The sequence below is a fragment of the Marmoricola sp. URHB0036 genome (assembly GCF_000426045.1).
In the GTDB taxonomy this organism is placed as follows: Bacteria; Actinomycetota; Actinomycetes; order Propionibacteriales; family Nocardioidaceae; genus Marmoricola.
The window spans coordinates 138,619-165,252 of record NZ_AUEP01000004.1 but is presented as its reverse complement, the minus strand read 5'-3'; the positions used below and the strand labels follow the sequence as shown (position 1 = coordinate 165,252).

Here is a 26,634-nt window from a genome sequence, read left to right as displayed (position 1 = left end):
CCCCCGACCCAGGAGCAGGTTCTTGGCTTCCATCGACAGCGTCATCGCCCGCGAGATCCTGGACTCGCGCGGCAACCCCACGGTCGAGGTCGAGGTGCTCCTCGACGACGACTCGGTCGGCCGGGCCGCCGTACCCTCCGGAGCGTCCACGGGCGCCTTCGAGGCCGTGGAGCTGCGCGACGGCGGCAGTCGCTACGGCGGCAAGGGCACCGAGATGGCCGTCAGTGCCGTGCAGGACCAGATCGAGCCGGAGATCATCGGCCTCGACGCCAGTGACCAGAGGCTCGTCGACCAGGCGATGCTCGACCTCGACGGCACCCCCAACAAGGCCAACCTCGGCGCCAACGCGATCCTCGGCGTCTCGCTCGCCGTGGCCCGGGCCGCCTCGGTGTCGGCCGAGCTGCCGTTGTTCCGCTACGTCGGCGGACCCAACGCCCACCTGCTGCCGGTGCCGATGATGAACATCCTCAACGGCGGCGCCCACGCCGACACCAACGTCGACATCCAGGAGTTCATGATCGCGCCGATCGGCGCCGCCTCGTTCCGCGAGGCGCTCCAGCAGGGTGCCGAGGTCTACCACGCCCTCAAGGCGGTGCTGAAGAAGAAGGGTCTCGCCACCGGCGTCGGTGACGAGGGAGGCTTCGCCCCCGAGCTCCCGAGCAACCGGGCGGCGCTCGACCTGATCGCCGACGCGATCAAGTCCGCCGGCTTCAAGCTCGGCACCGACTTCGCGCTCGCCCTCGACGTGGCGGCGAGCGAGTTCTGCGAGAAGAACAAGTACACCTTCGAGGGCAAGAAGCGCACCTCGAAGCAGATGACCGACTACTACGCCGACCTCGTGTCGTCCTACCCCATCGTCTCGATCGAGGACCCCCTCGACGAGGACGACTGGGACGGCTGGAAGACCATCACCGCCGAGCTCGGCGGCAAGATCCAGATCGTCGGCGACGACCTGTTCGTCACCAACGTCGAGCGCCTCAGCCGGGGCATCGCCGAGCAGTCCGCCAACGCGCTGCTGGTGAAGGTCAACCAGATCGGCTCGCTGACCGAGACCCTCGACTCCGTCGAGCTCGCCCACCGCAGCGGCTTCCGCTGCATGATGAGCCACCGGTCGGGCGAGACCGAGGACACCACCATCGCCGACCTCGCGGTGGCCACGAATTGTGGCCAGATCAAGACCGGTGCACCGGCCCGCTCGGAGCGGGTGGCGAAGTACAACCAGCTCCTGCGCATCGAGGAGGAGCTCGACGACGCCGCTCGCTATGCGGGTCGGGCCGCCTTCCCGAGGTACCAGGGCTGAGGTCGCGACGATGCCGACACGTCGTACGCCGCAGGACCGACCGCGCCGGGGATCCCGGCGCGAGCAGGTCCAGCGCAACATCCGACCCGGCGCCCGCGGCACCGAGCGGGCGCGTGCGGCCGAGGCGACGGCGCCGCGTCCTCGTTTCACCAACCGGATGGCGATCCTCGTGGTCGTCGTCGCGGTGCTCACCATCTCCTACGCGTCCTCGATGCGGGCCTACCTGCAGCAGCGCTCGCACATCAACGACCTGCGTGCCCAGATCGCCAGCTCCGAGCGTGACATCAAGGCACTGGAGCGCGAGAAGCGCCGCTGGGCGGACGACGAATACGTCAAGGCGCAGGCACGCGAACGCTTCGGCTGGGTGATGCCGGGCGAGACCAGCTACCAGGTCCTCGACCGCAACGGGCAGCCGCTCGAGCACGGTGACGAGCTCACCGATCCCAGCTCGGTCGCGCGCAGCGTGCCCGACCCCTGGTGGGGCAAGGTCTACGGGACCCTCGAGGTGGCCGACCATCCCAAGAAGGCGCCCACCCCGGCGACCCAGATCACGCCGTCACCGACGCCCACTCCCGACCCCGGCCAGTGACCCCTGTCGATACCGGTGACGAAGCGGTCGTGGCTGCCCAGCTCGGCCGGCCACCGCGCTCGATCCACGCCGTGGCCCATCGGTGCCCGTGCGGCAACCCCGACGTCGTCGCCACCGAGCCCCGGCTCGACGACGGCACACCGTTCCCGACGACCTTCTACCTCACCTGTCCACGGGCGGCCTCGATGATCGGGACCCTCGAGGCGTCCGGGCTGATGCGCGAGATGACCGATCGTCTCGGAGAGGACCCCGAGCTGGCAGCGGCGTACCGCCGTGCGCACGAGGCCTACCTGGAGGCCCGCACCGCGATCGGGGAGGTGCCGGAGATCGCGGGTGTCTCCGCGGGAGGGATGCCCGACCGGGTGAAGTGCCTGCACGTGCTGGCGGGACAGTCCCTGGCCCAGGGCCGTGGGGTGAACCCGCTCGGCGACGAGGTGCTCGACGAGCTGGGTGGGTGGTGGCAGTCCGGCCCGTGCGTCTCCCCAGGAGGGACCTCATGACCCGGGTCGCCGCCTTCGACTGCGGCACCAACTCGTTGCGCCTCCTCATCGCCGACCTCGATGTCGAGGCCGGCACGAGCACCGAGCTGGTGCGCGAGCTGCGCATCGTCCGTCTGGGTCAGGGCGTCGACCGCACCGGTCGGATCGCGGACGCCTCGCTGCAACGGGTGTTCTCGGCCGTCGAGGAGTACATGGAGATCGTGCTCGAGCACGACGTCCAGGCCACCAGGTTCTGTGCCACCTCGGCCGCCCGTGACGCCGAGAACGCCGAGGAGTTCATCGCTGGTGTGCGCGAGCGCGTCGGTGTGCCGCCGGAGGTGCTCGACGGGCTCGAGGAGGCCCGGGTCAGCTTCGCGGGGGCCACCCGCGACCTGCCACCGATGCCCGAGCCGTTGCTGGTCCTCGACATCGGCGGCGGCTCGACCGAGCTGATCCTCGGCAACGAGGACGGCACCATCGTGGCCCGCGACTCCCTGGACATCGGCTCGGTGCGGCTCAACGAGCGCCACCTCGCCGATGACCCGCCGTCGAAGGACCAGGTCCGTGCTGCCGTCGAGGACATCGACACCGCCCTCGACGGCTGCTCGGTCGACCCGGCTGATGCCGGCGCGGTGATCGGCGTGGCCGGCACGGTGACCACACTTGCGGCCGGCGTACTCGACCTCGGCACCTACGACCGCACCCTGATCCACCACAGCGTGCTGCGCCCCGACGCCGTGCAGGGACTGGTCACGCGCCTGCTGAGCATGATGATCGAGCAGCGCAAGGCGCTGCCCTACATGCACCCCGGTCGGGCCGACGTCATCGGTGCCGGTGGGCTGATCCTCGACCGCGTCCTGAAACGTACGACGGTCAACTCCCTGTTGGTCTCCGAGCACGACATCCTCGACGGCATCGCCTGGTCATTGGTCTCGCCGTCGGACGGGAAGGAGAGCTAGATGCCGGACGACGAATCCCAAGAGCCCGCCGACCACCCTGCTCCGCCCAAGCGCACGGCGCTGTTCGTGGCCAAGCGGACCTTCCGCGAGTTCGGCGACGACGGAGCCACCGACCTGGCCGCGGCGCTCACCTACTACTCGGTGCTGGCGATCTTCCCCGGCCTGATCGCGCTGCTGTCCCTCGTCGGCCTCCTCGGCCAGACCCCCCAGGACTCCGTGGACAAGATCATGGAGATCCTGGACCCGCTGATCACGTCGACCAAGACGACGGACAACGTCGAGACCATCCTCAACCAGCTCGCGTCCTCCCAGGGCGCCGGCCTCGCGCTGGTCATCGGCATCGTCGGTGCGCTGTGGTCGGCCTCCGGCTACGTCGGTGCCTTCAGCCGCGCGATGAACAAGATCTACGAGGTGCAGGAGGGCCGGCCGTTCTGGCGGATGCGCCCGATGCAGCTGATCGTCACTGTCTCGACCGTGGTGCTCTGCGCGGTGTGCCTGGTGATCCTGATCGTGTCCGGACCGGTCGCGCAGTCCATCGGCAACGCCATCGGCGTGGGCGACGAGCTGGTCACGGTCTGGAACATCGTCAAGTGGCCGCTGCTCGCGGTCGTCGTCATGATCGTCGTCGCACTGCTCTACTGGGCAACGCCCAACGTGAAGTTCACCCGGTTCCGGATCATCTCGGTGGGGTCGTTCGTGGCGATCCTGATCTGGCTGGTCGCCTCCTTCGGCTTCGGCTACTACGTCACGCAGTTCGGCTCCTACAACAAGACCTACGGTGCCATCGCCGGTGTCGTCGTCGCCCTGCTGTGGCTGTGGATCACCAATCTGGCCCTGCTGTTCGGGGCCGAGCTGGACGCCGAGCTCGAACGCGGCCGCGAGCTGCAGATCGGCGTCGCGGCCGAGGAGTCGCTCCAGCTCCCGGTCCGCGACACCCGCGGCATCCAGAAGGCCGACACCAGGCGGGCCGAGGACATCGCCGTCCAGCGCGACATCCGGCTGGCGGCCGCCGGTCCGGGCGACCCGAACGACCGGCCGTTCGGACGCCGGTGACTGCACCGGTCGCGCACTCGGCAGGCGGCGTGGCCCGACTGGCGGCACGCGCCTCGCTGGAGGAGGTCGACGCGCGGGTCTGCGAGTGCCGAGCCTGTCCACGCCTGGTCAGCTGGCGCGAGCAGGTGGCGCGCGAGAAGCGGGCGTCGTACGCCGACGAGACGTACTGGGGTCGTCCGATCCCCGGCTGGGGCTCGACCGAGCCGGGCATCCTGATCGTCGGACTGGCACCCGCCGCGCACGGTGGCAACCGCACCGGACGGGTCTTCACCGGTGACCGGTCCGGCGACTGGCTGTTCGCGTCGCTGTACCGCGTCGGCCTGGCCAACCAGCCGACCTCGACCCATCTCGACGACGGCCTCGAGCTGCGTGGCACCCGGATCGTCGCCGCCGTGCGCTGCGCCCCGCCGCAGAACAAGCCGACGACGGAGGAGCGCGACACCTGTGCGCCGTGGATCGACCGGGAGGTGTCGCTGCTGCTCCCCGGGCTGCGTGCGGTGGTCTGCCTCGGCTCGTTCGGGTGGGTCGCGGCCTTCCGCTCCCTCGCGGCGGCCGGCCTGCCCACCCCGAGGCCGCGCCCACGCTTCGGCCACGGCGTGGAGGTCCCCCTCGGCGACCTGACCGTCCTCGGCTGCTTCCACCCCTCCCAGCAGAACACCTTCACGGGCCGGCTCACCCAGCCGATGCTGGACGCCGTCCTCGGCCGGGCGGCCGAGCTCGCGTCCCTATGATCGGGCTGCGGTGACACGGGAGCCCCGGTATCCCAATCGGCAGAGGAAGCGGTCTTAAAAACCGCTCAGTGTGGGTTCGACCCCCACCCGGGGCACCAGTCCGACCTTCAGCTGTCGTGCTGCACGACCTGGACCGGGTTGCCGTCGGGATCCAGCACCCAGCCGATGGTGAGGCGACCCAGCCAGGGGAGTGGCCCGGAGTGCGGGGTGGCGCCGGCCGCGACGAGCTCCTCGAGCGCACTCGGCACGTCGTCGGTCCACAGGACAACGGCTGCACGCTGACCGGCGGCCTCGGCGTCGACGCCGTGGTCCTCGCGGGTCGAGGCGACGGTGGCGAGCCCGATGCGGTAGTCGTCCAGGACCAGGTCGACATGGATGGGATCGCCCTCGGCCGGCGTACGGAAAGCCTCGCGGAACCCGAGCCGCTCGTAGAAAGCCGCAGCCCTCGGGAGGTCGGCCGTGAAGAGCACGATCTGGGGCTCCCGGAAGCTCACCATGCGGCGAGGTTAGCGCCGGGCACCCGAGGAGCGCCTCGTGCTCGTGCCGTGACCCGCAGAACGAGAACTCGTTCTACCGGGCATGAAGAAGCTCGCCCTGCTGCTGGCCGCCCTGGTGGCGCTCACCGTCGTCCCGGTCTCCTCGGCGTCGGCGGCCGACACGACGCCACGGTTGCAGCGGCAGGGACGCTTCCTGGTCGACCAGTACGGCCGGGTCGTGATCGTGCACGGGCTCAACCTGGTGTGGAAGCGGGCGCCGTACGCACCGCCGGACACGGCCGCCGGCTTCACCGCCGAGGACGCGGCGTGGTTCGCGAAGTACGGCTTCAACGGCGCCCGTCTCGGCGTGCTCTGGGCCGGGGTGACGCCCGACCAGCCCGGAGTCGCGGACCCGGCGTACTTCAGGCGCATCGACCGGATGACGAAGCTGCTGTCGAGCAAGAAGATCTGGACGCTCTTCGACATGCACCAGGACCAGTGGCACGAGGAGTACGGCGGCGAGGGTGTCCCCGACTGGGCGGCCAAGCGGCCGCTGCCGTTCGCCCTGACCCCCTGGTTGCCGGTGCCGTTCCCGGAGGGCTACTGGACGCCCGAGGTCTCTACCGTCTTCGACCACTTCTGGGCGAACAAGGACAACCTGCTGACCGGCTGGGCAGCGGCCTGGAAGCTGGTGGCACAGCACTACCGCAACCAGCCCTACTCGATGGGCTACGACCTGCTCAACGAGCCGTGGGCAGGCATCGAGTGGCCGAGCTGTCTGACGACCGGATGCGCCGCGTCGTACTCCTCCGAGCTGCAGCCGGCGATGACCCGCGGCCTCGAGGCGGTGCGCAAGGCCGACACGAAGAACATCGTCTGGTGGGAGCCGCAGCAGTTCACCGGTGGCCAGAAGCTCGACTCCTACTACACCGCGGTGGCGGGGGAGAAGAACCTCGGCTTCTCCTGGCACAACTACTGCCCCGACGTGTTCTTCGAGAGCCAGGGCATCCCCGGCAGCAACACCGACAACTGTCGGGACTACACCGCCGACCGCGAGACCCACGCCCTCGACCAGGCCAGTCGGATGGATGCGGCGCCCCTGATGACCGAGTGGGGTGCCACCGACAACGTGAACGCCGTGGGCATCGACGCCGACGGGGCCGACGACGCCCTGATGGGCTGGACCTACTGGGCCTACAAGCACTGGGACGACCCGACCACCGCCGACGACTCCCAGGGGCTGTTCACCGACGACGCCGACCTCTCGACCGTCAAGATGGACAAGCTCCGCCAGCTCGTGCGCACCTACCCGCAAGCCACCGCCGGCACCCCCACCACCATCTCGTACGACGCCGCCACCGGCCTGTTCTCGATGACCTACACCCCGAAGCTCTCCATCCAGCAGCCCACGCAGATCTTCGTCAGCCCACTCACCTCCCCGCACGGGTACGACGTGCAGGTCACGGGCGGCACGGCGACGAAGACCGGCTCGACCGTGCTGGTCAGGGCGACCTCGGCCAAGACGGTGACGGTGAAGGTCACACCGAAGCCCTGATCGGGGAGTGTGGTCGATCGCGCGTAGCAGGTGCGTGCGATCAACCACGCAGGCCGCAGTCCGGTCCGCAGGGAGTGGGCGTCCCTGTCCACCCGTGTCGTTGGAGCAGCAGACCCACTTGGCCGGCGGTCCAGCACGGTCGATCGAAGACCTGACCCCACGAGAGCCGGGTCGTGAGCCGGCCGTCCACCTGGGTGAGCAGATCACGGTCGAAGTCCCGGTCCCGACCTTCGGCGGAGTCGTGGAACAGCCGCCCGTCGAGCTCGACCTCGAGCGGTTGGTCGTAGCTGACGTCGCGATAGACGCAACCAGCTCGGCCGATGCCACTGGTCTGCCGGCGAGCACGCGGCAGCCCGTGCGGCCGTTCGACACGCGTGAGGTAGCCGTGCTCGAGCACCGAGCAGGTGCCTTCGGCGATGTCGCTGAGCACCCGTGCCGTCCAGTCGCGCCTCCGCAGCCGTTTCCGCGTCGCCATGGTCTCCAGCAGCCTGCGCGCCGTCGTACGACGCGACTGCACCGCCTTGGCCAGCACGCCGATGGCCTCGAGGTCGCTGGTCGCCGCTATCGCGACGTCGAGTGCGGCCGGCTCGTAGCGGACGCGAGGGGGCCCGAGGTTCCAGAGCACGTCCTTCTCGAGGCCGTCGCGACGGTGCAGCCGAACACCGTCGGGGGCGGCCAGATGTCGTCCGCGAGCCACGACGACGTGGATGGACCCACTGTCGTCATCGCGGCGTCCGGGACCGTCCCCGACGCGGAGGGCCGACTCGTGGCTCAGTGCGCCCGGCCAGGAGAAGAGCACGGCCGCCCATGCGCGCTGGATCCAGGCGAGCTCACCGGTGTGGTCGACGTACACCCCCTCGAAGACCCGCGCCCACTCGCGCCTGCGGAGCATCCGCGCGATCTCGTGGTCGGTCCATCCACGCGCGATCAGCTGGCGTCGGGCGATGACACCCGTCTGCGAGTCGAGGATTTCGCCCACACTCTCCACGAGAAGAGGTTGACGCCGACAAGGAGAAGCGGCGACGCGACAGCACGGCCCTGTGGATACTGCGTTGTGTGGTCGATCCTGTGCAGGATTCGGGTGCGATCCACCCCACAGACCCAGGTGAACCCCACGGGAACACCGACCCCGGGGTGATCGTTCAACCAGTGTCACCTCGGTAGGATCCGGGGGACACGCGAACGCCCAGAGTGGGTGGTGCGCAGCGGCATCCAAAGGAGGACGCCATGGCTCTGACGAGCAGCAACCCGATCTTCGCCCGGTCCGAGGGCTTCAACGGACGCAACGAGAACACCACGCAGGCCTACCCCGGCAACCCGTCCGAGTGGAGTGTGGGCACACCCGGCCAGCCGGGTACGCCGCTGACGCACACCACCGAGGGTCCGATGACGCTCGACTCGGTCGTGCAGAAGACCGGACTCACCCTGCTGGTGGTGTTCCTCGCCGCAGCAGTGACCTGGGTCGCCACGCCGGAGCTCACCAGCGAGACGGCGATGGGCAACCTCTACGCCCTTTCGCTGGTCGGGGCCCTGGGCGGTTTCGCGCTGGCGATGGTGAACTCGTTCAAGCGGATCATCAGTCCCGCGCTCGTGCTGGCCTATGCGGCGTTCGAGGGCGTCTTCGTCGGCGCCTTCAGCAAGGTGGTCACGAACATCTTCACGAAGCCCGAGGATTCGCCCACGACGCTCGTCATCGGTGCCGTGCTCGGCACCATGGCGGCAGTGGCCGGCACCCTCGCGGCGTACAAGTTCTTCAACATCAAGGTCGGCTCCCGGTTCTACAAGTGGGTGATCGCCGCGGGGCTCGGCTTCGTCGCGGTCTCGATGCTGGACCTGGTCCTGGGCTTCTTCGGCAACAGCTTCGGCTTCAACGGCTTCGGTGCGATGGGTCTGCTCTCCAGCGTCATCGGGCTGGGGCTGGGCGTGCTGTTCCTGATCCTCGACTTCGACCAGGTCGAGCGCGGCATCGCTGCCGGGCTGCCGGAGCGCGAGTCGTGGCGAGCCGCCTTCGGCCTGACCGTGACGATCGTCTGGATCTACATCGAGCTGCTGCGGCTGCTCGCGATCCTGCGCAACTGATCTCCCAGCAGCCTCACGCGGACGCCTCGGCCGAGTCATCGGCCGGGGCGTTTTCGTGTGGTGTCTCGACATCGCCCGTGGGCAGCAGCCGGCGCCGCATGAGGGTGACCCAGCGGCCGCCGACGCCGCGGAGCGCTCCGCCGACCTCGGTGCCGTCGATCTCGGTGCCCGGGTTCTGGCTGGCCTGTACGGCTGCGTACCCGATCGGCATGACCGCCTCGCCGCGGCCGACCCGTGGCGTCTCCTCCTCGGCGTCACCCTCGCCGAGGGCGGAGAGCACCGAGGGGACCAGCAGCCTGGCCAGCGCCTCGTAGCCGGCGGCCGAGGGGTGGAAGTGGTCGGGCCCGAACAGCAGCGCCGGCGCTGCGGCGAACTCGGGACCCAGGATCGAGCCGAGCGACACGGTGCGGCCGCCCGCCTCCACGACCGCGATCGTCTGGGCCGCGGCGAGCCGACGTGACCAGACCCGGGCGACCTGGCGCAGCGGCATCGGGATCGGCGAGATCGTGCCGAGGTCGGGGCAGGTGCCCACCACGACCGCCACCTCGGCGTCGCGGAGGCGGCGTACGGCCTCGGACAGGTGCCGCACCGATGCCGCGGGGAGCACCGAATGGGTGACGTCGTTGGCGCCGATCAGGATGACGGCGACGTCGGGGTCGAGCTGCAGGGCGGCGTCGACCTGCGCCGCGAGATCGCTGGACTGGGCCCCCACCACCGCGAAGGAGCGCAGGTGGACGCGCCGGTCGAGGCGCTCGGCCACGCCGGAGCCGAGCCAGGCGCCGGGCGTCTCCTCGACGCTGCTGACGCCGTAGCCGGCGGCGCTGGAGTCGCCGAGCAGCGCGATCTTGATCGCCGGCCCGGGCCGGCCGCGGCCGTACCAGCCGGTGGAGTTCGGCACCCGGCCCTCGGCGTTGCCGATCGCCTTGCGGGCCAGGATGGCCTCGGTCCGGAGCAACCCGTAGAGGGAGGCGCCGAGGACCGAGAGCCCTCCACCGCCATAGGCAGCAGCGGCTGCCAGCTTGCGTGCTGCCGCTGCCCTACCCATGCCGCAATTCTACTGACCGGTATCCATCAGTCCTGCAGGTGTGCCCGGGCCTGCACGATCGGGTGGTCGCTGATCCGTGCCGACTGCGGGTAGGTGTCCCGGCCGAAGCTGGAGAACCGCACCTGCCCGGCCGCGAAGATCCAGTCGATCGAGGACGGCTTGGGGTACGCGCAGGTCATCGAGGGGATGCTGTTCGGCGAGATCGTCAGCTTGTTGGCCGTCAGCGGGCAGAACGCCTTCTGACGGTCGTTGAAGTCACCGGTGAACAGCACCGGACGACCGGTGGCGCGCAGGTCGATGATCTTCTGCTTCTCGATCGCGATGGCTCGGGCGCGGTACGTCGCCGCGGGGCCTTGCGTGTTCGCCGGGTTGTGCACGTTCATCACGTAGACGGTGCGGCCGCTCGACTTCTCCCGCAGCAGCGCGACCGGCACGTGACGGGTGTTGCCGTGGAAGTAGGGGATGTCGAAGGTCGAGCCGGAGACGAGCTCCATCGTCGACTTGCGGTAGAGGATCGCGTTCTCGGTGTCCCGCTTCTTGCCCTCGGGGTCCCAGTAGAAGGCGCCCCAGGTGGACCCGTTGCCGCGCGCCGTCCAGTAGTCGAACTGCGTCTCCTGGAACTCCTGGGTGCCGACCACGTCGATGTGGCGGCCGTTCAGCATGGCCATCGTGCGGTTGATGCGGGCGTTGCCGGTGGCGTACTTGCTGCTCCGCGCGGTGTGGCTCGCGCCGAGGACGTTGAACGAGGCGACCAGGAAGCCGCGGGTGCCGAACAGCGACGAGACGGGGGGCAGCTTGCCGACGTACGCGTTCAGCCACGCGGTGGGGTTGGCGTACCTGCCGCCGCGCGTGACCGAGAAGTAGAGCCGGCAGCTCGAGGTGCCGGGACGCTTGCCGACCTGGCCGATCGCCTGCCCGGACTGGATGATCTGGCCGTCGGTGACGAAGGTGCGGCCGAGGTAGCCGTAGGTCGTGGTGAGGCCGGCGCCACCGTTGGCGCGGACCCGGACGTAGGTGCCGAGGTTGGGCGCGGTGTAGACGCTGGCCACGCCCGGGTGGGAGGCGAACACACCCGCGGTGCAGGGACCGGTGATGTCGGTGCCGAAGTGCTTGCGGCTGCTGATTCGCAGATCCTTGACCGACTTCAGGTTCCGCAACGGGTAGAACACGTTGGGAGCCGTCTGGGCGCGCGTCTTGGGGTCCTGGGGCTTTGCGGCGTCGGCCGCCGGCACGAGCGTCGGTGTCAGTACGACGCCGAGGGTCACGAGGCCGACCAGGGCTCTGAGCAGGATCTGCGGTCGGTTGGCAGTCATCTCGGCGTGTCTCCCTAGAAATTCGCGCTCGGTCAGGTAATGGAAATCTTGGGAAGTATGCACCATTTTTTGGGTCACGTGGGGCCGATGTGAAAAATGATGCGACAAATCGGTGTGTCGGTCCTTGCCAAACGGCGATTCGATGACCTCGTTCGGGACGCGTGCCGGGCCGGTAGGTTTGCCGCATGAAGTACGCGAATTCCCTGCTCGAGCTCATCGGCAACACCCCGCTGGTCAAGCTCAACCACGTGGTCGGCGACACCGCCTCGCTCGTGCTCGCCAAGGTCGAGTACCTCAACCCCGGAGGCTCGGTGAAGGACCGGATCGCGGTCCGGATGGTCGACGCCGCGGAGGCGTCGGGAGAGCTGAAGCCCGGCGGCACGATCGTGGAGCCCACCTCGGGCAACACCGGCGTCGGACTGGCCCTGGTCGCGCAGCAGCGCGGCTACCACTGCATCTTCGTGTGCCCCGACAAGGTCAGCGAGGACAAGCGCAACGTGCTGCGGGCGTACGGCGCCGAGGTGGTGGTGTGCCCGACCGCGGTGGCACCTGATCACCCCGACAGCTACTACAGCGTCTCGGACCGGCTGATGCGCGAGACCGAGGGTGCCTGGAAGCCCGATCAGTACTCCAACCCCAACAACCCGCTCTCCCACTACGAGCAGACCGGCCCCGAGATCTGGGAGCAGACCGACGGCCGGATCACCCACTTCGTCACGGGCATGGGCACCGGCGGCACGATCAGCGGTGTCGGGCGCTACCTCAAGGAGCGCTCTGCTGAACGGGGAGGGCCCGACGTCGTCGTGGTCGGTGCCGACCCGGCCGGTTCGGTCTACTCCGGCGGCACCGGACGCCCCTACCTCGTCGAGGGGGTGGGCGAGGACTTCTGGCCCGACACCTACGACCGCACCATCGCCGACCGGGTGATCGAGGTCTCCGACGCCCACTCCTTCGCGATGACACGCCAGCTGGCTCGCGAAGAGGGCCTGCTCGTGGGTGGGTCGTCCGGCATGGCGGCGTACGCCGCGGTGCAGCTGGCCCGGGAGCTCGACGCTGCGTCGGATCAAGCGGGGAACGCCGTGATCGTCGTGCTCCTGCCCGACAGCGGCCGCGGCTACCTCACCAAGGTGTTCAACGACGACTGGCTGGCCCGCTTCGGCTTCCTCACCGGCTCGCGCAGCGGGGTGACCATCGGCGAGGTGCTGCACGCGAAGAAGGGCGACATCCCGGCCCTGATCCACACCCACCCCAGCGAGACCATCGCCGAGGCCGTCCAGATCCTCCAGGAGTACGCCGTCTCGCAGATGCCCGTGGTCCTCGCCGAGCCACCCATCATGGCCGCCGAGGTCGCCGGGTCGGTCTCCGAGCGACGGCTCCTCGACGCGCTCTACGCCGGGGACGCGCGACTGGCCGACCAGGTCGAGCTGCACATGGACGAGCCCCTGCCGACGGTCGGTGCCGGAGCCGACATCGAGGACGCGATCGCGGCTCTCCGCGACGCCGATGCGCTGCTCGTGCAGGAGGACGGACAACCCGTCGGAGTGCTCACTCGGCAGGACTTGTTGGGATACGTGGGGCGGGAGTGAAACGCCCCTAATATCCCAATCGAATTTGTCCCGTATTGCTCGCCAGACTGGCCCTGCGTGCCTAGTCTGGGGCATGCACATCGAACCTGTGGTTCCCGCCTCTGGTTGATGGCATCGTCCAAGGCATGGAATGCCCGCTCGCGGGTCCCTCCACTTCCATCCGAGGATGTCGAGTGGTGGGGCAGTCCTCCCAAGACGGCCCCGCCACTCACCCCCCACCACACCCCTCTATCGGCCCGTTCCGCCGATTCCTTAGCGCAGACGGCGGGCCGCGTGGGCCGGCGGTTGCCGCCCCGCGATGATGCGCGCGAGGTGCTCGATCCCGTCGACCAGACGAGGACCAGGACGCGCGAACGACGCGTTGGCGTCGACCGCCCAGACCGGCACGTCGGCGGGCAGCGCTCCTGAGCCGAGCAGCTCCAGGCCGAGCGCGGCCGACCCCTCGAGGTCGTAGCCGCACGGTGCGCACACCACGAGCGCGGGTTCGCCTGCGAGCGCCTGCTCCCAGGTGACGCGCACCGACTTCTCGCCGGGCGACCCGATCGTGGGCAGCCCGCCGGCGAGCCGGATCATCTCCGGGACCCAGTGGCCCGGCGCGAACGGCGGGTCGGTCCACTCCAGCAGCAGCACGCGCAGTGCCGTCGTGCCACGGCTCGCGACCTCCTCAGCCACCCGGTCGAGTCGGCCGGTCAACGCGTCCACCAGCGCCCTCGCCTCGGCCTCGTGACCGGTGGCCCTGCCGAGGATGTGCACCGAGTCCAGCACCTCCGCGAGCGTGTGCGGGTCGATCGTCAGCACCTCGGCCGTGCAACCGAGGTGGGCCAGGGCGTCGTCCACCACCGACACGTCGACCGCGCACACGGCACAGAGGTCCTGGGTGACCACCAGGTCGGCGTCGAGGCCGGAGAGTGCGCCCTCGTCGAGGTGGTAGAGGTCCTCGCCGGCCCGCATCGCGCTCGTCACGAACGCGTGGATGCCAGCCGCGTCGAGTCCCTCGGGCATGGCGCTGGTCGAGACGATGGTGCGCTCGCGGGCCGCGGGCGGGTGGTCGCACTCGAAGGTGACCCCGACGACGTCGTCACCGGCACCGATGTCGAAGAGGATCTCGGTCGTCGACGGGAGCAGGGAGACGATCCTCATGAACCGATCGTGCCAAACGTTGCCTCGCCGTACCCTCGAGAGGTGGCTGTCTCGTCGTACTACACGCCGGCGCGCGACGGGGTGGCCGAGATCGAGGTCGAGAAGTCCCGGTTCCGTTGCACGATCGCCCGGGTGCCCGACGAGGTCGAGGCACGGGGGCTGGTCGACTCGGTGCGCAAGCGGCACTGGAACGCCGGGCACCACTGCAACGCGTTCATCGTCGGACCGGACCGGTCGGTCGAGCAGTCGAGCGACGACGGGGAACCACCCGGCACTGGTGGCGCTCCGATCCTGTCGGTGCTGCGCGGCCGGGAGCTGAGCGACGTCGTCGCGGTGGTGAGCCGATGGTTCGGCGGGGTGATGCTCGGGACCGGCGGCCTGTCCCGTGCGTACGCCGAGGCCACCCGCGCCGCCCTCGACGAGGTCGGCGTCGTCGAGCGGGTGCTGCAGGAGCTGTGCGAGGTCTCCGTGGACATCGCAGCGGTGGGCCGCCTCGAGCACGACCTGCGCTCGCGTGGGGCCAGGATGCTGGGGGTCGAGTACACCGGGGAGGCTTCGTTGCGCTTCGCGATCCCACCGCGGGCGCGGGCGGTGGCCGAGGAGATCATCGCGGAGCTGACCTCGGGGGCCTCCGAGCTGCGCGTCATCGGCCAGCGGTGGGTGGACTCCCAGGCCTAGACGCCGGGCCCAGATGTCACACCTAGGCGTCGAGGTGCACCAACCGCGGCCACAGCTCGGTCCACGGCTCGCGCGGCGCGGCGCACACGAACACCGGCCCGCGGTCCTCGTCGTTGTCGGCGCCGTCGACGCGAGGGATGGTGGCGACCTGTCGGCAGCCGGTGAAGAAGCGAGCCGGGTCGCGGTAGCCGACCACGACGACCGGGCCGGCGTCGTTGGGCGGAGGGCCCCAGTCGCCCCAGCCGTTGTGTCCGCTGTAGACGGGCGCGCGCACGCCGTACCACTCCAGAGCGCCTGCCTCGCCGTAGTTGCCGGTGAGGACGACCGCGCTGTCGGGGAGGGGCGCGAGCGCCGTACGGACGGTCGCGACGAACTCCGGCCAGCCGATCGTCTCGAGCTGGTCCTGGTCGATCGCGGTGTAGAAGGACGTGGCGTAGGTCCGGGTCGGCAGGACCGGGACCATGGCCGGCCAGGCGACCAGGGCCGAGAGCGCGAGCACCACGCCGACGGCCACCAGCCGGCGGAAGCGCTCGGCAGCGAGCACGCAGCCGGCGGCGAGGAGCGGCAGGACCGCGCCGGCGAGGTAGTAGGCCTTGCCGTGGGTGAACAGGAAGAACACGAAGGTCACCACGAACATCCAGGCGATCGGCCGCAGCAGCCGCCACTCCTCGCGCCGGAACAGCCCACGTAGACCTGCCAGCCAGACCACCGTCATCAACGGGCTGAACATGACGAGGCTGATCAGGAGGTACTCCACGGTGCCGCCGATCCCGCCGTACTCGTCGGCGATGTCGGCCGACAGCTCGAACACCGGCCACCCGTGAGCGGCCTGCCAGAGCAGGTTGGGCAGCCACAGCGCCAGCGCGACCACGCCACCGAGCCACAACCAAGGAGAGCGGAGGTGCCACCGGACCGGCCGGGTCAGCGCGATGCCGACCAGGATGCCCAGCAGGGCAACCGCGACATCGTGCTTGGCGTTCAGCCCGACCCCGGCGATGACTCCGGCCAGGAGCCAGAGCCGGGGACGTTCGTCACGAAGGGCGTGACCGGCGACGAGGGCGAGGGCCGACCACGCGACCATGTCGAAGGTCTGCGTGGTCAGGCGGTGGCCCACGGCGATGACCACCACCGAGGTCCCGGTCACCACTGCGGCGAGCACCTGTGCGCGGCGGTCGCCGCCACACAGGCGCACCGTCAGGGCCGCGAGCACGACCAGCAGGCAGGCGGCCAGGAGGCTGGGCACCCGCAGCAGCACCAGGTCGTGCCGGTGGATCTCGTTGGCGACCCGGGCGAGCAGCGCGACCAGGGACGGCTGGTCCGGGTAGCCCCAGGCCAGCCGGTCGCCCGCCGAGGAGAAGTACAGCTCGTCGCGGTGCGGCCCGTAGAACGGTGCCATCGCGAGCAACGCTGCTCCGACGACCAGCGCCACGACCGCGACCGGACCGCGCGCGAGCGGGGGGCGAGACGTCACGGATGAAGTGTGGCAGTCACCTGGCGGATCACGTCGGCATCGATCTTGAGCACCTCGCGGTCATAGGTCAGGAGTCCGTTGAGCTCGTCCTCGACATCGCTGAGCTGGGTGTAGACCGTCGCGCCGAGTCCTCGTCGTACGGCGTCGGCGAGCGGCTCGTGCAGGTCGGCGAACCCGTCGGCGAGTGCGGCACTGTCCTCGAAGTGGCGGTAGCCGAACTCGCGAGGACTCCAGTCGTGGCCCTCGACCCGGAGGCTGAACCCGCCGTACTCGCTGAGCGCGACGACTCGCGCGTCACGTCGGCCCAGGCGCCGCGGGGAGGGCATCCGAAACGGACGCACGTAGCGGTGGAAGCTGCGGACGTCGCCGCCGCCCTGGTCGACCCAGCCGCTGGTGTGGTTGACCAGCCTGGTGGGGTCGACATCGGCGATCCGTCGGGCGATGGCGTTGGCGTCGAACTGCCCCCAGGCCTCGTTGAAGGGTGTCCAGACGGCCAGCGAGACCACGTTGCGCAGCAGCTCGACGGTCGCGCGCACCTCGCGCCGGAACTCCTCGCGGCCCTCGGCGTCACCCCGGTCGTAGAGCCGGTGCAGGCGATCCGGGATCCACACCGGGAACCGTGCCGGGCGCCTGGTGGTGAGAGCTCGGTAACGTCCGCCTCCGTTGACGACGTCCTGCCAGACCAGCATGCCGAGGCGGTCGCAGTGGGCGTACCAGCGCAACGGCTCGACCTTGGCGTGCTTGCGCAGCATGGTGAAGCCGAGCGACCTCATCGTCTCGATGTCGTGGACCATCGCCTCGTCGCTCGGTGGGGTGAGCAGGCCGTCGGGCCAGTACCCCTGGTCGAGCACGCCGACGTGCGTCACCGGTTCGCCGTTGAGCAGGAAGCGGGTGTGGCCGTGCTCGTCCGGGCCGACGCCGAACGAGCGCATCGCGGCGTACGACGTGACCCGGTCGTCGGCGAGGGTCACCTCGACGTCGTACAGGTGGGGATGCTCGGGCGACCAGGGGCGTACGTCGGAGAGGGCGATGCGCACCGGCACACCCGCCGGCACGTCGACCTCGTCCTCACCCACGACGACGTGGGCGGGTGTGCTGACCGGGACACCGGCTGCCACCACCGTCACCTCGAGCTCATCGGTCTCCAGGTGAGGGGTCAGCACCAGCCGTTCGACGTACGACGCAGGGACGGCCTCGAGCCAGACCGTCTGCCAGATGCCTGACTGGGCGGTGTACCAGATCTCCTTGCGGTCGAGGCGCTGCTTGCCGCGGGCGTGCACGCCGGTCTCGGAGAGGTCGCGGACTCGCACCTCGAGGACGTCGTCGCCGCGCAGGTGGTCGGTGACGTCGAGGGTGAAGGGGAGGTAGCCACCCGTGTGGGAGCCGACCTCGGCATCGTTGACCCACACGGTGCAGGTCTGGTCGACCGCGCCGAAGTGCAGCAGCACCCGACCGGTCGTCGAGGGCGGGGTGAAGCTGCGGCGGTACCAGAGCCACTCGTCGGGCTGCAGCTGTCGGCCGACCCCGGACAGCTCGGCCTCCGGGGAGAACGGCACCACGATCGGTCCGTCGTACGACGCCGGGCGGTCGGGTGAGTCGGTGAAGGCGTGCTCCCAGACACCGTTGAGGTTGACCCACGCCTCCCGGACGAGCTGGGGGCGTGGGTACTCAGGGAGCGGACGGTCGCGATCGAGCGCACGACCCCAGCGGGTGAGCACGCCTCACCGACCTCTGGACTAGTTGGTCGTCTCGACGTCGGCGCGCAGGGAGCGCATGACCGCGGCCAGCTTGGCGGAGTCCCAGCCGGGGACGGTGGGGATCAGCTCGCCGCCGGAGTCCTTGGTCGCCCAGGCGCAGATCGCGATCTTCTGGCCGGCGGCCTGCGAGGCGCACACGGCCTTGCCGCCGTTGTCGCCGGGGGACACGGCCGCGACCTTGAAGCCGTTGCTGGTGGCCAGCTTCTTCAGGGTGTTGACGAACGTGCTGGCGTTCTTCTCGGAGAGCTTGACCTTGGCGCCGAGGAAGACCAGCGCACCCTCGGGACCCTTGTCCTTGTTGGCCTGCTTGTAGACGCCGGACTTCACGTAGGAGACGTCCTTGAACTGGGCCTTGAACTGCGTCTCCGCTGCATCGAGCTGCTGCTTGAGCGCGGCCTCGGACTTCGTGTCGCGCTTCATGCCGCCGGCGGTCGACGGAATGGCGATGGAGTGCTTGTCCTCACCGTTGAGGGCCTGGTAGCCGAAGAACGCGCCAGCGGCCACCAGGGCCACCACGAGGACCGCGGCGACGGCGATGATCCATGGTGCCCGCGACCGCTTGGCGGTCTCGTCACCCTCGGGCGGCGGAGGCGGAGCGGCCTCGTCGCTCGCGGTCGGTCCAACACCCTCGACATGCTCTTCTGCAGGGGTGGGCTGGCCAGGTGGGTTCTGCTCACTCATGCGCCCCAGTGTGCCTGACCACCCTGAGTAGGGACTAAACGGACCGGTGGGGTGGACGGACCCGCGCTTGCGTCATACGAATCGAGCGCTCGAGGCACCAATTCGTATGACGCAAGACACGTTCAGCTGGGGACCTTGATGCCCGTTGCGGAGTGGCAGCGGTAGCCGAAGGGATTCTTCAGCAGGTACTGCTGGTGGTGGTCCTCGGCGTAGTAGTACGACGCCTCGCTGGCCGGCTTGATCTCGGTGGTGATCTGTCCGTACCCGCGCTTGGTGAGCTCGGGCTGGTACCTCTCGGTGACGCGCTGGGCGACCATCTCCTGCTCGGGAGTCGAGTAGTAGATGGCGGAGCGGTACTGCGTGCCCATGTCGTTGCCCTGGCGCATGCCCTGGGTCGGGTCGTGCACCTCGTAGAAGGTGGCGACCAGGTCGGCGTAGGAGACCTTCTTCGGGTCGTAGACGACGCGGACGGCCTCGGTGTGGCCGGTGCGGCCACTGCAGACCTCCTCGTACGACGGGTTCGGCGTGCTGCCGCCGGCGTAGCCGACCGAGGTCGACCAGACACCCGGGACCTGCCAGAAGACCTCCTCCGCGCCCCAGAAGCAGCCGAGCCCGAAGACGGCGACCTCGTAGCCCTGGGGGACCTCGTCGGTCACGAGCGGGGCGTCGAGCGCCTTGTGCTTCTCGGCCAGGGGGAACCACCGCTCGGCGCGGCCGGGCAGGGCCTCGGAGGGAGTGGGGAGTGTGGACTTCGTGCGCTGGAACATCGATGACCTTTCTGTGGATGCATCCTGTGCAACACCAGGCGAGCCGGTCTCGTTCCCGAGGGTAGCCTCGCGCATGTGACTCAGGAGCACAGGAGCAAGTCCGGGTTCGAGACCCGCGCCATCCACGCCGGCTACGAGCCCGACGAGATGACCGGCGCGGTGATCCCGCCGATCTACGCCACCTCGACCTACAAGCAGGACGGCGTCGGGGGGCTGCGCGGCGGCTACGAGTACAGCCGGTCCGCCAACCCGACCCGCACCGCCCTCGAGGGCAACATCGCCGCCCTGGAGGAGGGGGAGCGCGGCTTCGCGTTCGCCTCCGGCCTCGCGGCCGAGGACACGCTGCTGCACGCCGTGTGCCAGCCGGGGGACCACGTGGTGATCCCCGACGACGCGTACGGCGGGACGCACCGGCTCTTCGACAAGGTGCTGACCCGGTGGGGACTCGAGCACTCGACCGCGCCGGTCAGTGACCCCGACGTCGTGCGGGCCGCGATCCAGCCCGGACGCACCAAGGTGGTGTGGGTCGAGACGCCCACCAACCCCCTGCTCAACATCGGCGACATCGAGGCGCTGGCGGCCGTCGCGCACGACGCCGGTGCGCTGCTGGTCGTCGACAACACCTTCGCCTCGCCGTACCTCCAGCAGCCGTTGGTCCTCGGCGCGGACGTGGTCGTGCACTCGACGACGAAGTACTGCGGCGGGCACTCCGACGTCGTGGGCGGCGCCCTCGTCGTACGTGACCTCGAGCTGGCCGAGATCATCGAGTACCACCAGAACGCGATCGGCGCGGTCGCCGGTCCGTTCGACGCGTGGCTCACCCTGCGCGGGCTGAAGACCCTGGGCGTCCGGATGGACCGGCACTGCGACAACGCCGAGCGAGTGGTCGAGTTCCTCAGCGGGCACGCGGCCGTCAGCCAGGTCATCTACCCCGGGCTGCCGGAGCACTCGGGGCACGAGGTCGCCAGCCGCCAGATGAAGAGGTACGGCGGCATCGTCTCCTTCCGCGTGCGCGGCGGGGAGCAGCAGGCGCTCGACGTGTGTGCCAGGGCCGAGGTGTTCACCCTGGCCGAGTCGCTCGGCGGCATCGAGTCGCTGATCGAGCTGCCCGGCCGGATGACGCACGCGAGCGTCGCCGGTACCGACCTCGAGGTCCCGGCCGACCTGATCCGCCTCAGCGTCGGCATCGAGACGGCCGACGACCTGGTCGCCGACCTGGACCGGGCGCTGGGGTGAGCGAGCCCGACGACCGGGCGCCGGACGCTCGGTTCACCCTCGCCAACGAGCGCACCCTGCTCGCCTACCAGCGCTCGGCGATCGGGCTGATGGCGGCCGCCATCGCGGTCGCGCACTTCTTCGGCGACGACACCGAGGTCCTCCTCCTGTCGCTGGCGCTGTTGGGCACGGGCGTCTTCGCCGCGGTCGGCGGCTACCTTCGCTACCGCCAGGTCGACCAGGCGCTCCGCACCGGCCGCACCATCTCGAGCGGGTCGGCGGCCCACATCGTCAGCCTGGCCGTGCTGCTCTGCCTGTGCTTCGCGGCGTTCTACGTCGTCACGCAGGCCGGCTGACCCGTGCTGCTGTGCGTGGACGTGGGGTCCACCTTCACCAAGGCCGCCCTCGTCGACGACGAGAACGGGACGCTGCTCGCGACCGCGGAGCACCCGACGACCTTGGCCACGGACGTGCTCGACGGGGTCGACGCGTGCCGTGCCTCGCTCGTCCCTGACTTCCCTGAGGCGGACAGCGCAGAGGTGCTCGCGTGCTCGTCCGCGGGTGGTGGGTTGCGGATCGCCGTGGTCGGCAACGAGGAGCTGGTCACGGCCGAGGCCGGTCGACGGGTGGCGCTGTCGAGCGGCGGCAAGGTGGTGGCGGTGCTGGGCCGAACGTCGCCCGAGGCGGCTTTCGACGAGCTGGACCGAACGACCCGACCCGACGTGGTGCTGCTGACCGGGGGCACCGACGACGGGGACGGGGAGGGGATCCTCGACGGTGCCCGCCGGCTGGCGGCCAGCGGGTGGCGCGGGCCGGTCGTGGTCGCCGGCAACGTGGCAGCGCGTGCGGCAGTCGGCGAGGTGCTGGCCGGGTGGCCGGTCGTGGTCACCGACAACGTGGTGCCGCGGATCGGCGTACTCGCTCCCGAGCCGGCTCGCCGCGCCATCCGCGAGATGTTCCTGACTCACGTCATCGGCGGCAAGGGACTCAGCAGCCGGGCCGACTTCACCGCGATGGTGCACGGCGCGACTCCCGACCTGGTGCTGACCGGGGTCGAGGTGCTGGCCCGGGTGGCCGAGTGCGACGTCGTGGTGGTCGACATCGGGGGAGCGACGACCGACGTGCACTCCGTCGTACGGCTCGACCCGGAGGATGCCGGACTGTCCCGCGAGGTCGTGGCCACCACCCCGGTCACGCGCACGGTCGAGGGCGACCTCGGCATGCGCTGGAGCGCGGTCACCACCTGGGAGGCCGGACACGAGGCCGGGCTGCTCGGCAAGGACACTGCCCCCGCCGTACGCCGCAATGCCGATCCGTCGTTCCTGCCGAGCAGCGACCTCGAGCGTCGCGAGGACGAGCTGATCGCCGCGACGGCGGCCACCCTGGCGCTGCGTCGGCACGTGGGTCGTTCGCGCGTGGTGGTCGGTCCTGACGGACGGGTCGTCGAGCGCACCGGCAAGGACCTGCGCGAGGTGGCGCTGCTCGTCGGCTCGGGTGGCACACTGCGTCACTCGGACCCGGAGTCGGCGGCTCGCGTCCTCGGTGGACTGACCGGGAGCTCGCCCGAGGGATGGCAGCTGCCCGAGCATCCGCGGGTCGTCGTCGACCGCGACTACGTGCTGGCTGCGGTCGGCCTGCTCTCGGAGCGGCGTCCGTCAGCGGCGGCGGCGCTGGCACGTAGCCTGTCGACGTGCCACGAGGACCACGCAAGCTGATCAGCGATTTTCGGGACCGCTCTCGCGCGGAGGTGGAGTCGTCCGACGAGCACGTGCGCGCCCGGATCGCCCAGCAGTGGGCCGAGGTGAGGGCAGCTCGGCGCGCGCTGGGCGTCGAGCCGGAGATCTCGGGCGGGCCGTCGAACTTCCGGCCGGCGCGGGTGCCCTACGGCATGGACCTCGCGGCCGCGTGGGCGTGGCGGTTCATCGTCGTGTGCGGCGCCCTGGCGATCATCCTCTGGCTGCTCAACCTGTTCCTCGTCGTGGTCCTGCCGGTGGTCATCGCGCTCCTGATCGCGGCGCTGGTCAGCCCGGTGGTGGTCTGGGGGCAGCGGCTCGGTCTCCCGCGCAAGCTGTCGGCGCTGCTCACGGTCATCCTCGGGATCGGCCTGATCGCCCTGCTGGTCACCTACGTCAGCAACCAGGTCTCCAACGGGATCGGCGACCTCTCCAGCCAGGTCAGCGACGGCATCCAGCAGATCCGCAACTGGTTGCACGACGGGCCGTTGCACATCACCGACAAGCAGCTCAGCGACGGCCTCGACAAGGCCCAGGAGCAGATCAAGTCCTACGGGGAGGACTCGGTCGGCAGGCTCGGTGAGGTCGGCGCCACCGTCGCCGACGTGTTCGCCGGGATCTTCATCGTGCTGTTCTCGACGTACTTCTTCCTCGCCGACGGCCACCTGATCTGGGCCTGGCTGGTGCGGCTGTTCCCGCGCGCCGGGCGCGTCCGGGCCGACTCGTCCGGTCGGGTCGCCTGGAGGTCGCTGACCCAGTTCGTCCGGGCCACCGTCCTGGTGGCAGGCACCGACGCGATCGGCATCATGATCGGCGCCGCGATCCTCGGGGTGCCGTTCGTCAGCGCGATCGGTGTGCTCGTCTTCCTCGGCGCGTTCATCCCGCTGGTCGGTGCCTTCGTCTCGGGCACGGTGGCGGTCCTCGTCGCCCTCGTGGCCGTCGGGCCGGTGAAGGCGCTGATCATGTTCGGCGTCGTGGTCGGCGTACAACAGCTCGAGGCGCACGTCCTCCAGCCGTTCCTGATGGGCCGCTTCGTCTCGGTGCACCCGCTCGGCGTGATCATCGCCATCGCCCTCGGCGTGATCGTCGCCGGTATCCCGGGAGCCCTGATCGCCGTACCCCTCGCCGCGTCGCTGAACGCCGTCGTACAACACCTCGCGAACTACACCGAGGTCGGCGAGGACGCCGAAGAAGCCTCCGAGGACGATCCCGCCCCCCTGGACGAAGACACCACCAGCGACGAGGTCGCCGACATTCACGACCAGGAACTGCCCACCCCGACGGAGTAGTCGCTCGTGCCTGGACGCAGCCTTGTTGGTGTTGCTTCCAGGCCCGCTCGGTTTGGTCGGGGCTCCGGGTTGACGGGGTACGTGGCCGACGTCCGTTGTGGTTGCGGTGGCGTCCCGGCGCGCTCGGTCGGCGTGCGGGCGCTCGGCTCGAGATCCTGTGGCTGGGGTCGCCGGTTGAGGTGGGTTTTCGTCTCAGGGCATGGCTGTGGCCCCGGCTGGGGTGGGCCGGGGTGGCGGGGGCTTCAGGTTCTTCGGGGTGGGCGGCGGCTGATGGGTGGGACTTCGTACTGGTGGCCAGTTGGGCTGGTCCAGATGTAGGTGCCGTCCTCGAGACGTTTGTAGTCCCAGGCGGTAAACGTCTTCATCCGGTGATGCGTCCTGCACAACGGCGCAAGATTCAGCGGGTTGGTCTGGCCGCGTGGGCCGCCGTCGGTCATCAGGATGTAGGCGGTGATGTGGTCGAGGTCGCAGGACCTGGAGTCGCGGAGGCAGCCGGGGAAGACGCAGTGGGCGTCGCGCAGCAGGCAGAGCTCCCGCATCGCTGATGGTGGGTCGTGCTGGTCGACCGCTTGGGTCGAGCTCAGGTCGAGGACGGGTCGGACGATGACCTTGCCGCCAGCGGCTGCGTAGCCGGTGAGCCAGTCGGTGAGGAGCTGGTCGGTGGCGGCCCCGAGCTTCTCGATCGAGACCGCGCCTGGTTGGTCGGGGTCGAGGTGGACGTAGAGGTTCACCGCACTTGCACCCGGGCTCGGTGCTGCGTCGCGGCCGGACAGCAGGTCGAGGGCGTACTGGGGGTCGGCGAGGATCCCCACGGCGCGGGCTCGGCGGACGTCGACGGGTTCGGTGTCGCCGAGGTCGCGCAGTTCGCCGGCGATCCGGGTCACGGTCTGGTCGAGGAGCAGGGCGTCGGGGGTGTCGAGGGTCATCACCACGTCGGTGGTGGCGGGGTTGCCGCGGTGCCGTAGCCAGACCCCGCGGCGGGCGAGCTCTTCCTCTTCGTCGGCCACGGCCCGGTCGGGGTCGAAGTAAAGGCGTGCCTCCTGGACGAGGCGGGTGGCGTCGACCATCCCGATCTTCGAGGGGGTGGCGGAGATGAGCCGGTCTGCGAACGCGACGGCCTCGACCGATAGGTCGTGGGTCTCGCGGGAGATCGCCCGGGCTCGCCACACCGGGACCACTCCGGCCTCGACCAGCTCCCAGAGCCGGGGAAGGCGGTAGACGAGTTCGAGGGCGTCTGCGATGCGCTGCTTGGCCGTCTCCAGCGAGATGCCGAGGGCGGCGGCGAACGAGGCTGGCGCGAACTCGTCGACCAGCGGCGCACCGGCACCAGCCAGCGGGGCGCGAGATGAGTCGGCGGTGAAGATGCCGTGGTCGTCCTCCCAGCCGGCCGGGAACTCATCACGGCACGGGTGTATCAACGCCCACCGGACCGCGAACTCGACCTGGCGGAGGGCTGCCGTGTGCTCGTCGTCGCGGGCTTGGCGGACACCGTCGATCACCTCAGCAGCGGTGAGGGCGGTGGTGGTGTCCATGAAGAAACTCTAGACGTCGGCACCGACACTTTCGCTCAGAGATTCGAAGATGTGCAGAACTCTTCTGGAACCTCGATCGGGGTGGTTTCGAGACGCTCCCTGGCGCTCGCTCCTCAACCACCGAACACCAAGCAAACCGCGACGGACCCACTGCCAGAACCCAGCGACCGCAACCACAGGATCTGAACCCCGCCGCCGGAAGGCGAACAGAGGCGTCGGGACGCCACCGCAACCCCACGCCGACGGAAACCACGACTCTCGTTGACCCAGACCGACCGACCAGCCCGAGTGGTCTCGACTGTCCGCTCGCTTCGCTCGCTCCTCGACCACCTTGCACGCTGGGGGGCGCACAGTGAGGTGTGGTTTCGAGACGCTCGCTGGCGCTCGCTCCTCAACCACCGAATGCCACGCAAACCGTGACGGACCCACTCCCAGAACCCAGCGACCGCAACCACAGGATCTGGACCCCCGCGGCCGGAAGCCGAACAGAGGCGTCGGGACGCCACCGCAACCCGACGCCGACGGAAACCACGACTCTCGTCAACACGACCGGCCGACCAGACCCCGAGTGGTCTCGACTGTCCGCTCGCTTCGCTCGCTGCTCGACCACCTTGTCCGTCGCGGCCGACACGGGAGCGGGTGGCTTCGAGACGCTCGCTGGCGCTGGCTCCTCAACCACCGAATGCCAAGCAAACCGTGACGGACCCACCGCCAGAACCCAGCGACCGCAACCACAGGATCTGGACCCCCGCGGCCGGAAGCCGAGCAAGGGCGCCGGGACGCCACCGCAACCGACGCCTACGGGAACCACGACTCTCGTCAACACGACCGACCGACCAGCCCCGAGTGGTCTCGGCTGTCCGCTCGCTTCGCTCGCTGCTCGACCACCTTGCACGCTGGGGGGCGCACAGTGAGGTGTGGTTTCGAGACGCTCGCTGGCGCTCGCTCCTCAACCACCGAACACCAAGCAAACCGTGACGGACCCACTGCCAGAACCCAGCGACCGCAACCACAGGATCTGAACCCCGCCGCCGGAAGGCGAACAGAGGCGTCGGGACGCCACCGCAACCCCACGCCGACGGAAACCACGACTCTCGTTGACCCAGACCGACCGACCAGCCCGAGTGGTCTCGACTGTCCGCTCGCTTCGCTCGCTGCTCGACCACCTTGCACGCTGGGGGGCGCACAGTGAGGTGTGGTTTCGAG

24 protein-coding genes and 1 tRNA gene are annotated in these 26,634 nt (G+C 69.8%); 15 read left to right on the top strand and 10 right to left on the bottom strand.

The genetic code is table 11. The features are described from left to right. The first annotated feature begins 22 nt into the window (after positions 1-22). The 7 genes from eno to H976_RS0103390 all read left to right on the top strand — a co-directional run bounded on the left by eno (position 23) and on the right by H976_RS0103390 (position 5,209). Positions 23-1,300, top strand: a complete 1,278-nt coding sequence (eno, locus tag H976_RS0103420; protein ID WP_027860392.1) for a phosphopyruvate hydratase — start codon at positions 23-25, stop codon at positions 1,298-1,300. Positions 1,301-1,310: 10 nt separating this feature from the next. Then, positions 1,311-1,889 carry a septum formation initiator family protein gene (locus H976_RS0103415; RefSeq protein WP_051276126.1) on the top strand — a complete coding sequence of 193 codons (579 nt, stop codon included), beginning with the start codon at positions 1,311-1,313 and terminating at the stop codon, positions 1,887-1,889. Next, on the top strand, positions 1,886-2,389 hold the full coding sequence (locus H976_RS0103410; RefSeq protein ID WP_027860390.1) for a DUF501 domain-containing protein: 504 nt from the start codon (positions 1,886-1,888) through the stop codon (positions 2,387-2,389). The genes H976_RS0103415 and H976_RS0103410 overlap by 4 nt, the downstream gene beginning before the upstream one ends. Beyond that, the gene (locus H976_RS0103405) at positions 2,386-3,327 is read left to right on the top strand and encodes a Ppx/GppA phosphatase family protein (RefSeq protein ID WP_027860389.1); all 942 of its coding nucleotides are present in this window, start codon (positions 2,386-2,388) and stop codon (positions 3,325-3,327) included. Before H976_RS0103410 ends, H976_RS0103405 begins: the two co-directional genes overlap by 4 nt. Then, positions 3,328-4,380: a YihY/virulence factor BrkB family protein gene (locus H976_RS24335; protein ID WP_051276124.1), complete on the top strand. Its 1,053-nt coding sequence runs from the start codon at positions 3,328-3,330 to the stop codon at positions 4,378-4,380. Next, positions 4,377-5,111, top strand: coding sequence for a uracil-DNA glycosylase (locus tag H976_RS0103395; RefSeq protein ID WP_027860388.1), 735 nt, complete (start codon positions 4,377-4,379; stop codon positions 5,109-5,111). Before H976_RS24335 ends, H976_RS0103395 begins: the two co-directional genes overlap by 4 nt. A 21-nt stretch (positions 5,112-5,132) precedes the next feature. After that, positions 5,133-5,209 (top strand) — tRNA-Leu (locus tag H976_RS0103390). 9 nt (positions 5,210-5,218) lie between these two features. On the opposite strand, the gene H976_RS0103385 is transcribed toward H976_RS0103390, so the two are convergent. Next, positions 5,219-5,608 (bottom strand): VOC family protein, encoded by a 390-nt coding sequence (locus H976_RS0103385; protein ID WP_027860387.1) that lies wholly within the window; start codon positions 5,606-5,608, stop codon positions 5,219-5,221. Positions 5,609-5,690: 82 nt separating this feature from the next. Here H976_RS0103385 and H976_RS24330 point away from each other — a divergent pair, with 82 nt between their 5' ends. Next, positions 5,691-7,142, top strand: coding sequence for a cellulase family glycosylhydrolase (locus H976_RS24330; RefSeq protein WP_051276122.1), 1,452 nt, complete (start codon positions 5,691-5,693; stop codon positions 7,140-7,142). A 40-nt stretch (positions 7,143-7,182) separates the two neighbouring features. On the opposite strand, the gene H976_RS24325 is transcribed toward H976_RS24330, so the two are convergent. Beyond that, positions 7,183-8,130: a type IV toxin-antitoxin system AbiEi family antitoxin domain-containing protein gene (locus H976_RS24325; protein ID WP_051276120.1), complete on the bottom strand. Its 948-nt coding sequence runs from the start codon at positions 8,128-8,130 to the stop codon at positions 7,183-7,185. Between the two features lie 239 nt (positions 8,131-8,369). Between H976_RS24325 and H976_RS0103370 the strand changes: the two genes are divergently transcribed. Then, positions 8,370-9,221 carry a Bax inhibitor-1/YccA family protein gene (locus tag H976_RS0103370; protein ID WP_231388781.1) on the top strand — a complete coding sequence of 284 codons (852 nt, stop codon included), beginning with the start codon at positions 8,370-8,372 and terminating at the stop codon, positions 9,219-9,221. A gap of 13 nt (positions 9,222-9,234) precedes the next feature. Here H976_RS0103370 and H976_RS0103365 read toward each other — a convergent pair whose 3' ends face one another. Further along, complete coding sequence (locus H976_RS0103365; protein WP_027860385.1) at positions 9,235-10,266, bottom strand: SGNH/GDSL hydrolase family protein; 1,032 nt, start codon at positions 10,264-10,266, stop codon at positions 9,235-9,237. Between the two features lie 26 nt (positions 10,267-10,292). Continuing rightward, a complete protein-coding gene (locus H976_RS0103360) occupies positions 10,293-11,579 on the bottom strand; it encodes an endonuclease/exonuclease/phosphatase family protein (RefSeq protein WP_027860384.1) in 1,287 nt (428 codons plus the stop codon). Positions 11,580-11,764: 185 nt separating this feature from the next. Between H976_RS0103360 and H976_RS0103355 the strand changes: the two genes are divergently transcribed. Continuing rightward, positions 11,765-13,165: a cystathionine beta-synthase gene (locus H976_RS0103355; RefSeq protein ID WP_027860383.1), complete on the top strand. Its 1,401-nt coding sequence runs from the start codon at positions 11,765-11,767 to the stop codon at positions 13,163-13,165. A gap of 252 nt (positions 13,166-13,417) precedes the next feature. Here the strand turns inward: H976_RS0103355 and H976_RS0103350 are convergent, their stop codons facing one another. Beyond that, positions 13,418-14,305 carry an ABC transporter substrate-binding protein gene (locus tag H976_RS0103350; RefSeq protein WP_027860382.1) on the bottom strand — a complete coding sequence of 296 codons (888 nt, stop codon included), beginning with the start codon at positions 14,303-14,305 and terminating at the stop codon, positions 13,418-13,420. Between the two features lie 42 nt (positions 14,306-14,347). Between H976_RS0103350 and H976_RS0103345 the strand changes: the two genes are divergently transcribed. Then, positions 14,348-14,983 carry a YigZ family protein gene (locus H976_RS0103345; RefSeq protein WP_027860381.1) on the top strand — a complete coding sequence of 212 codons (636 nt, stop codon included), beginning with the start codon at positions 14,348-14,350 and terminating at the stop codon, positions 14,981-14,983. 22 nt (positions 14,984-15,005) lie between these two features. On the opposite strand, the gene H976_RS0103340 is transcribed toward H976_RS0103345, so the two are convergent. From H976_RS0103340 to msrA, 4 genes are all read right to left on the bottom strand, one after another. Further along, positions 15,006-16,454 (bottom strand): glycosyltransferase family 39 protein, encoded by a 1,449-nt coding sequence (locus tag H976_RS0103340; RefSeq protein WP_027860380.1) that lies wholly within the window; start codon positions 16,452-16,454, stop codon positions 15,006-15,008. Next, entirely contained in the window at positions 16,451-18,172 is a 1,722-nt protein-coding gene (locus H976_RS0103335) for a glycoside hydrolase family 2 protein (RefSeq protein ID WP_027860379.1), read from the bottom strand. The genes H976_RS0103340 and H976_RS0103335 overlap by 4 nt, the downstream gene beginning before the upstream one ends. An 18-nt stretch (positions 18,173-18,190) precedes the next feature. After that, the gene (locus H976_RS0103330; protein WP_027860378.1) at positions 18,191-18,892 is read right to left on the bottom strand and encodes a hypothetical protein; all 702 of its coding nucleotides are present in this window, start codon (positions 18,890-18,892) and stop codon (positions 18,191-18,193) included. Between the two features lie 122 nt (positions 18,893-19,014). Further along, a complete protein-coding gene (gene msrA / locus H976_RS0103325; RefSeq protein WP_027860377.1) occupies positions 19,015-19,659 on the bottom strand; it encodes a peptide-methionine (S)-S-oxide reductase MsrA in 645 nt (214 codons plus the stop codon). 75 nt (positions 19,660-19,734) lie between these two features. Here msrA and H976_RS0103320 point away from each other — a divergent pair, with 75 nt between their 5' ends. The 4 genes from H976_RS0103320 to H976_RS24315 are packed head-to-tail and all read left to right on the top strand — an operon-like array spanning position 19,735 to position 23,896. Further along, positions 19,735-20,895, top strand: a complete 1,161-nt coding sequence (locus H976_RS0103320; RefSeq protein ID WP_027860376.1) for a cystathionine gamma-synthase — start codon at positions 19,735-19,737, stop codon at positions 20,893-20,895. Continuing rightward, complete coding sequence (locus tag H976_RS28455; RefSeq protein ID WP_051276118.1) at positions 20,892-21,230, top strand: YidH family protein; 339 nt, start codon at positions 20,892-20,894, stop codon at positions 21,228-21,230. Before H976_RS0103320 ends, H976_RS28455 begins: the two co-directional genes overlap by 4 nt. A gap of 15 nt (positions 21,231-21,245) precedes the next feature. Beyond that, entirely contained in the window at positions 21,246-22,589 is a 1,344-nt protein-coding gene (locus H976_RS0103310; protein WP_027860375.1) for a glutamate mutase L, read from the top strand. Beyond that, on the top strand, positions 22,565-23,896 hold the full coding sequence (locus H976_RS24315) for an AI-2E family transporter (RefSeq protein ID WP_081682630.1): 1,332 nt from the start codon (positions 22,565-22,567) through the stop codon (positions 23,894-23,896). The genes H976_RS0103310 and H976_RS24315 overlap by 25 nt, the downstream gene beginning before the upstream one ends. A gap of 242 nt (positions 23,897-24,138) precedes the next feature. Here the strand turns inward: H976_RS24315 and H976_RS0103300 are convergent, their stop codons facing one another. Further along, the gene (locus H976_RS0103300) at positions 24,139-25,428 is read right to left on the bottom strand and encodes an HNH endonuclease signature motif containing protein (protein ID WP_027860374.1); all 1,290 of its coding nucleotides are present in this window, start codon (positions 25,426-25,428) and stop codon (positions 24,139-24,141) included. Positions 25,429-26,634: the final 1,206 nt, after the last annotated feature.

What these genes read in the sequence shown, in the direction of transcription:
- H976_RS24335 (WP_051276124.1), top strand. Translation starts at nt 3,328, where the DNA reads ATGCCGGACGACGAATCCCAAGAGCCCGCCGACCACCCTGCTCCGCCC.
- H976_RS0103365 (WP_027860385.1), bottom strand. Translation starts at nt 10,266, where the DNA reads ATGGGTAGGGCAGCGGCAGCACGCAAGCTGGCAGCCGCTGCTGCCTAT.
- H976_RS0103415 (WP_051276126.1), top strand. Translation starts at nt 1,311, where the DNA reads ATGCCGACACGTCGTACGCCGCAGGACCGACCGCGCCGGGGATCCCGG.
- H976_RS24330 (WP_051276122.1), top strand. Translation starts at nt 5,691, where the DNA reads ATGAAGAAGCTCGCCCTGCTGCTGGCCGCCCTGGTGGCGCTCACCGTC.
- H976_RS0103370 (WP_231388781.1), top strand. Translation starts at nt 8,370, where the DNA reads ATGGCTCTGACGAGCAGCAACCCGATCTTCGCCCGGTCCGAGGGCTTC.
- H976_RS0103360 (WP_027860384.1), bottom strand. Translation starts at nt 11,579, where the DNA reads ATGACTGCCAACCGACCGCAGATCCTGCTCAGAGCCCTGGTCGGCCTC.
- H976_RS0103330 (WP_027860378.1), bottom strand. Translation starts at nt 18,892, where the DNA reads ATGAGTGAGCAGAACCCACCTGGCCAGCCCACCCCTGCAGAAGAGCAT.
- msrA (WP_027860377.1), bottom strand. Translation starts at nt 19,659, where the DNA reads ATGTTCCAGCGCACGAAGTCCACACTCCCCACTCCCTCCGAGGCCCTG.
- H976_RS0103405 (WP_027860389.1), top strand. Translation starts at nt 2,386, where the DNA reads ATGACCCGGGTCGCCGCCTTCGACTGCGGCACCAACTCGTTGCGCCTC.
- H976_RS0103355 (WP_027860383.1), top strand. Translation starts at nt 11,765, where the DNA reads ATGAAGTACGCGAATTCCCTGCTCGAGCTCATCGGCAACACCCCGCTG.
- H976_RS0103385 (WP_027860387.1), bottom strand. Translation starts at nt 5,608, where the DNA reads ATGGTGAGCTTCCGGGAGCCCCAGATCGTGCTCTTCACGGCCGACCTC.
- H976_RS0103350 (WP_027860382.1), bottom strand. Translation starts at nt 14,305, where the DNA reads ATGAGGATCGTCTCCCTGCTCCCGTCGACGACCGAGATCCTCTTCGAC.
- H976_RS0103300 (WP_027860374.1), bottom strand. Translation starts at nt 25,428, where the DNA reads ATGGACACCACCACCGCCCTCACCGCTGCTGAGGTGATCGACGGTGTC.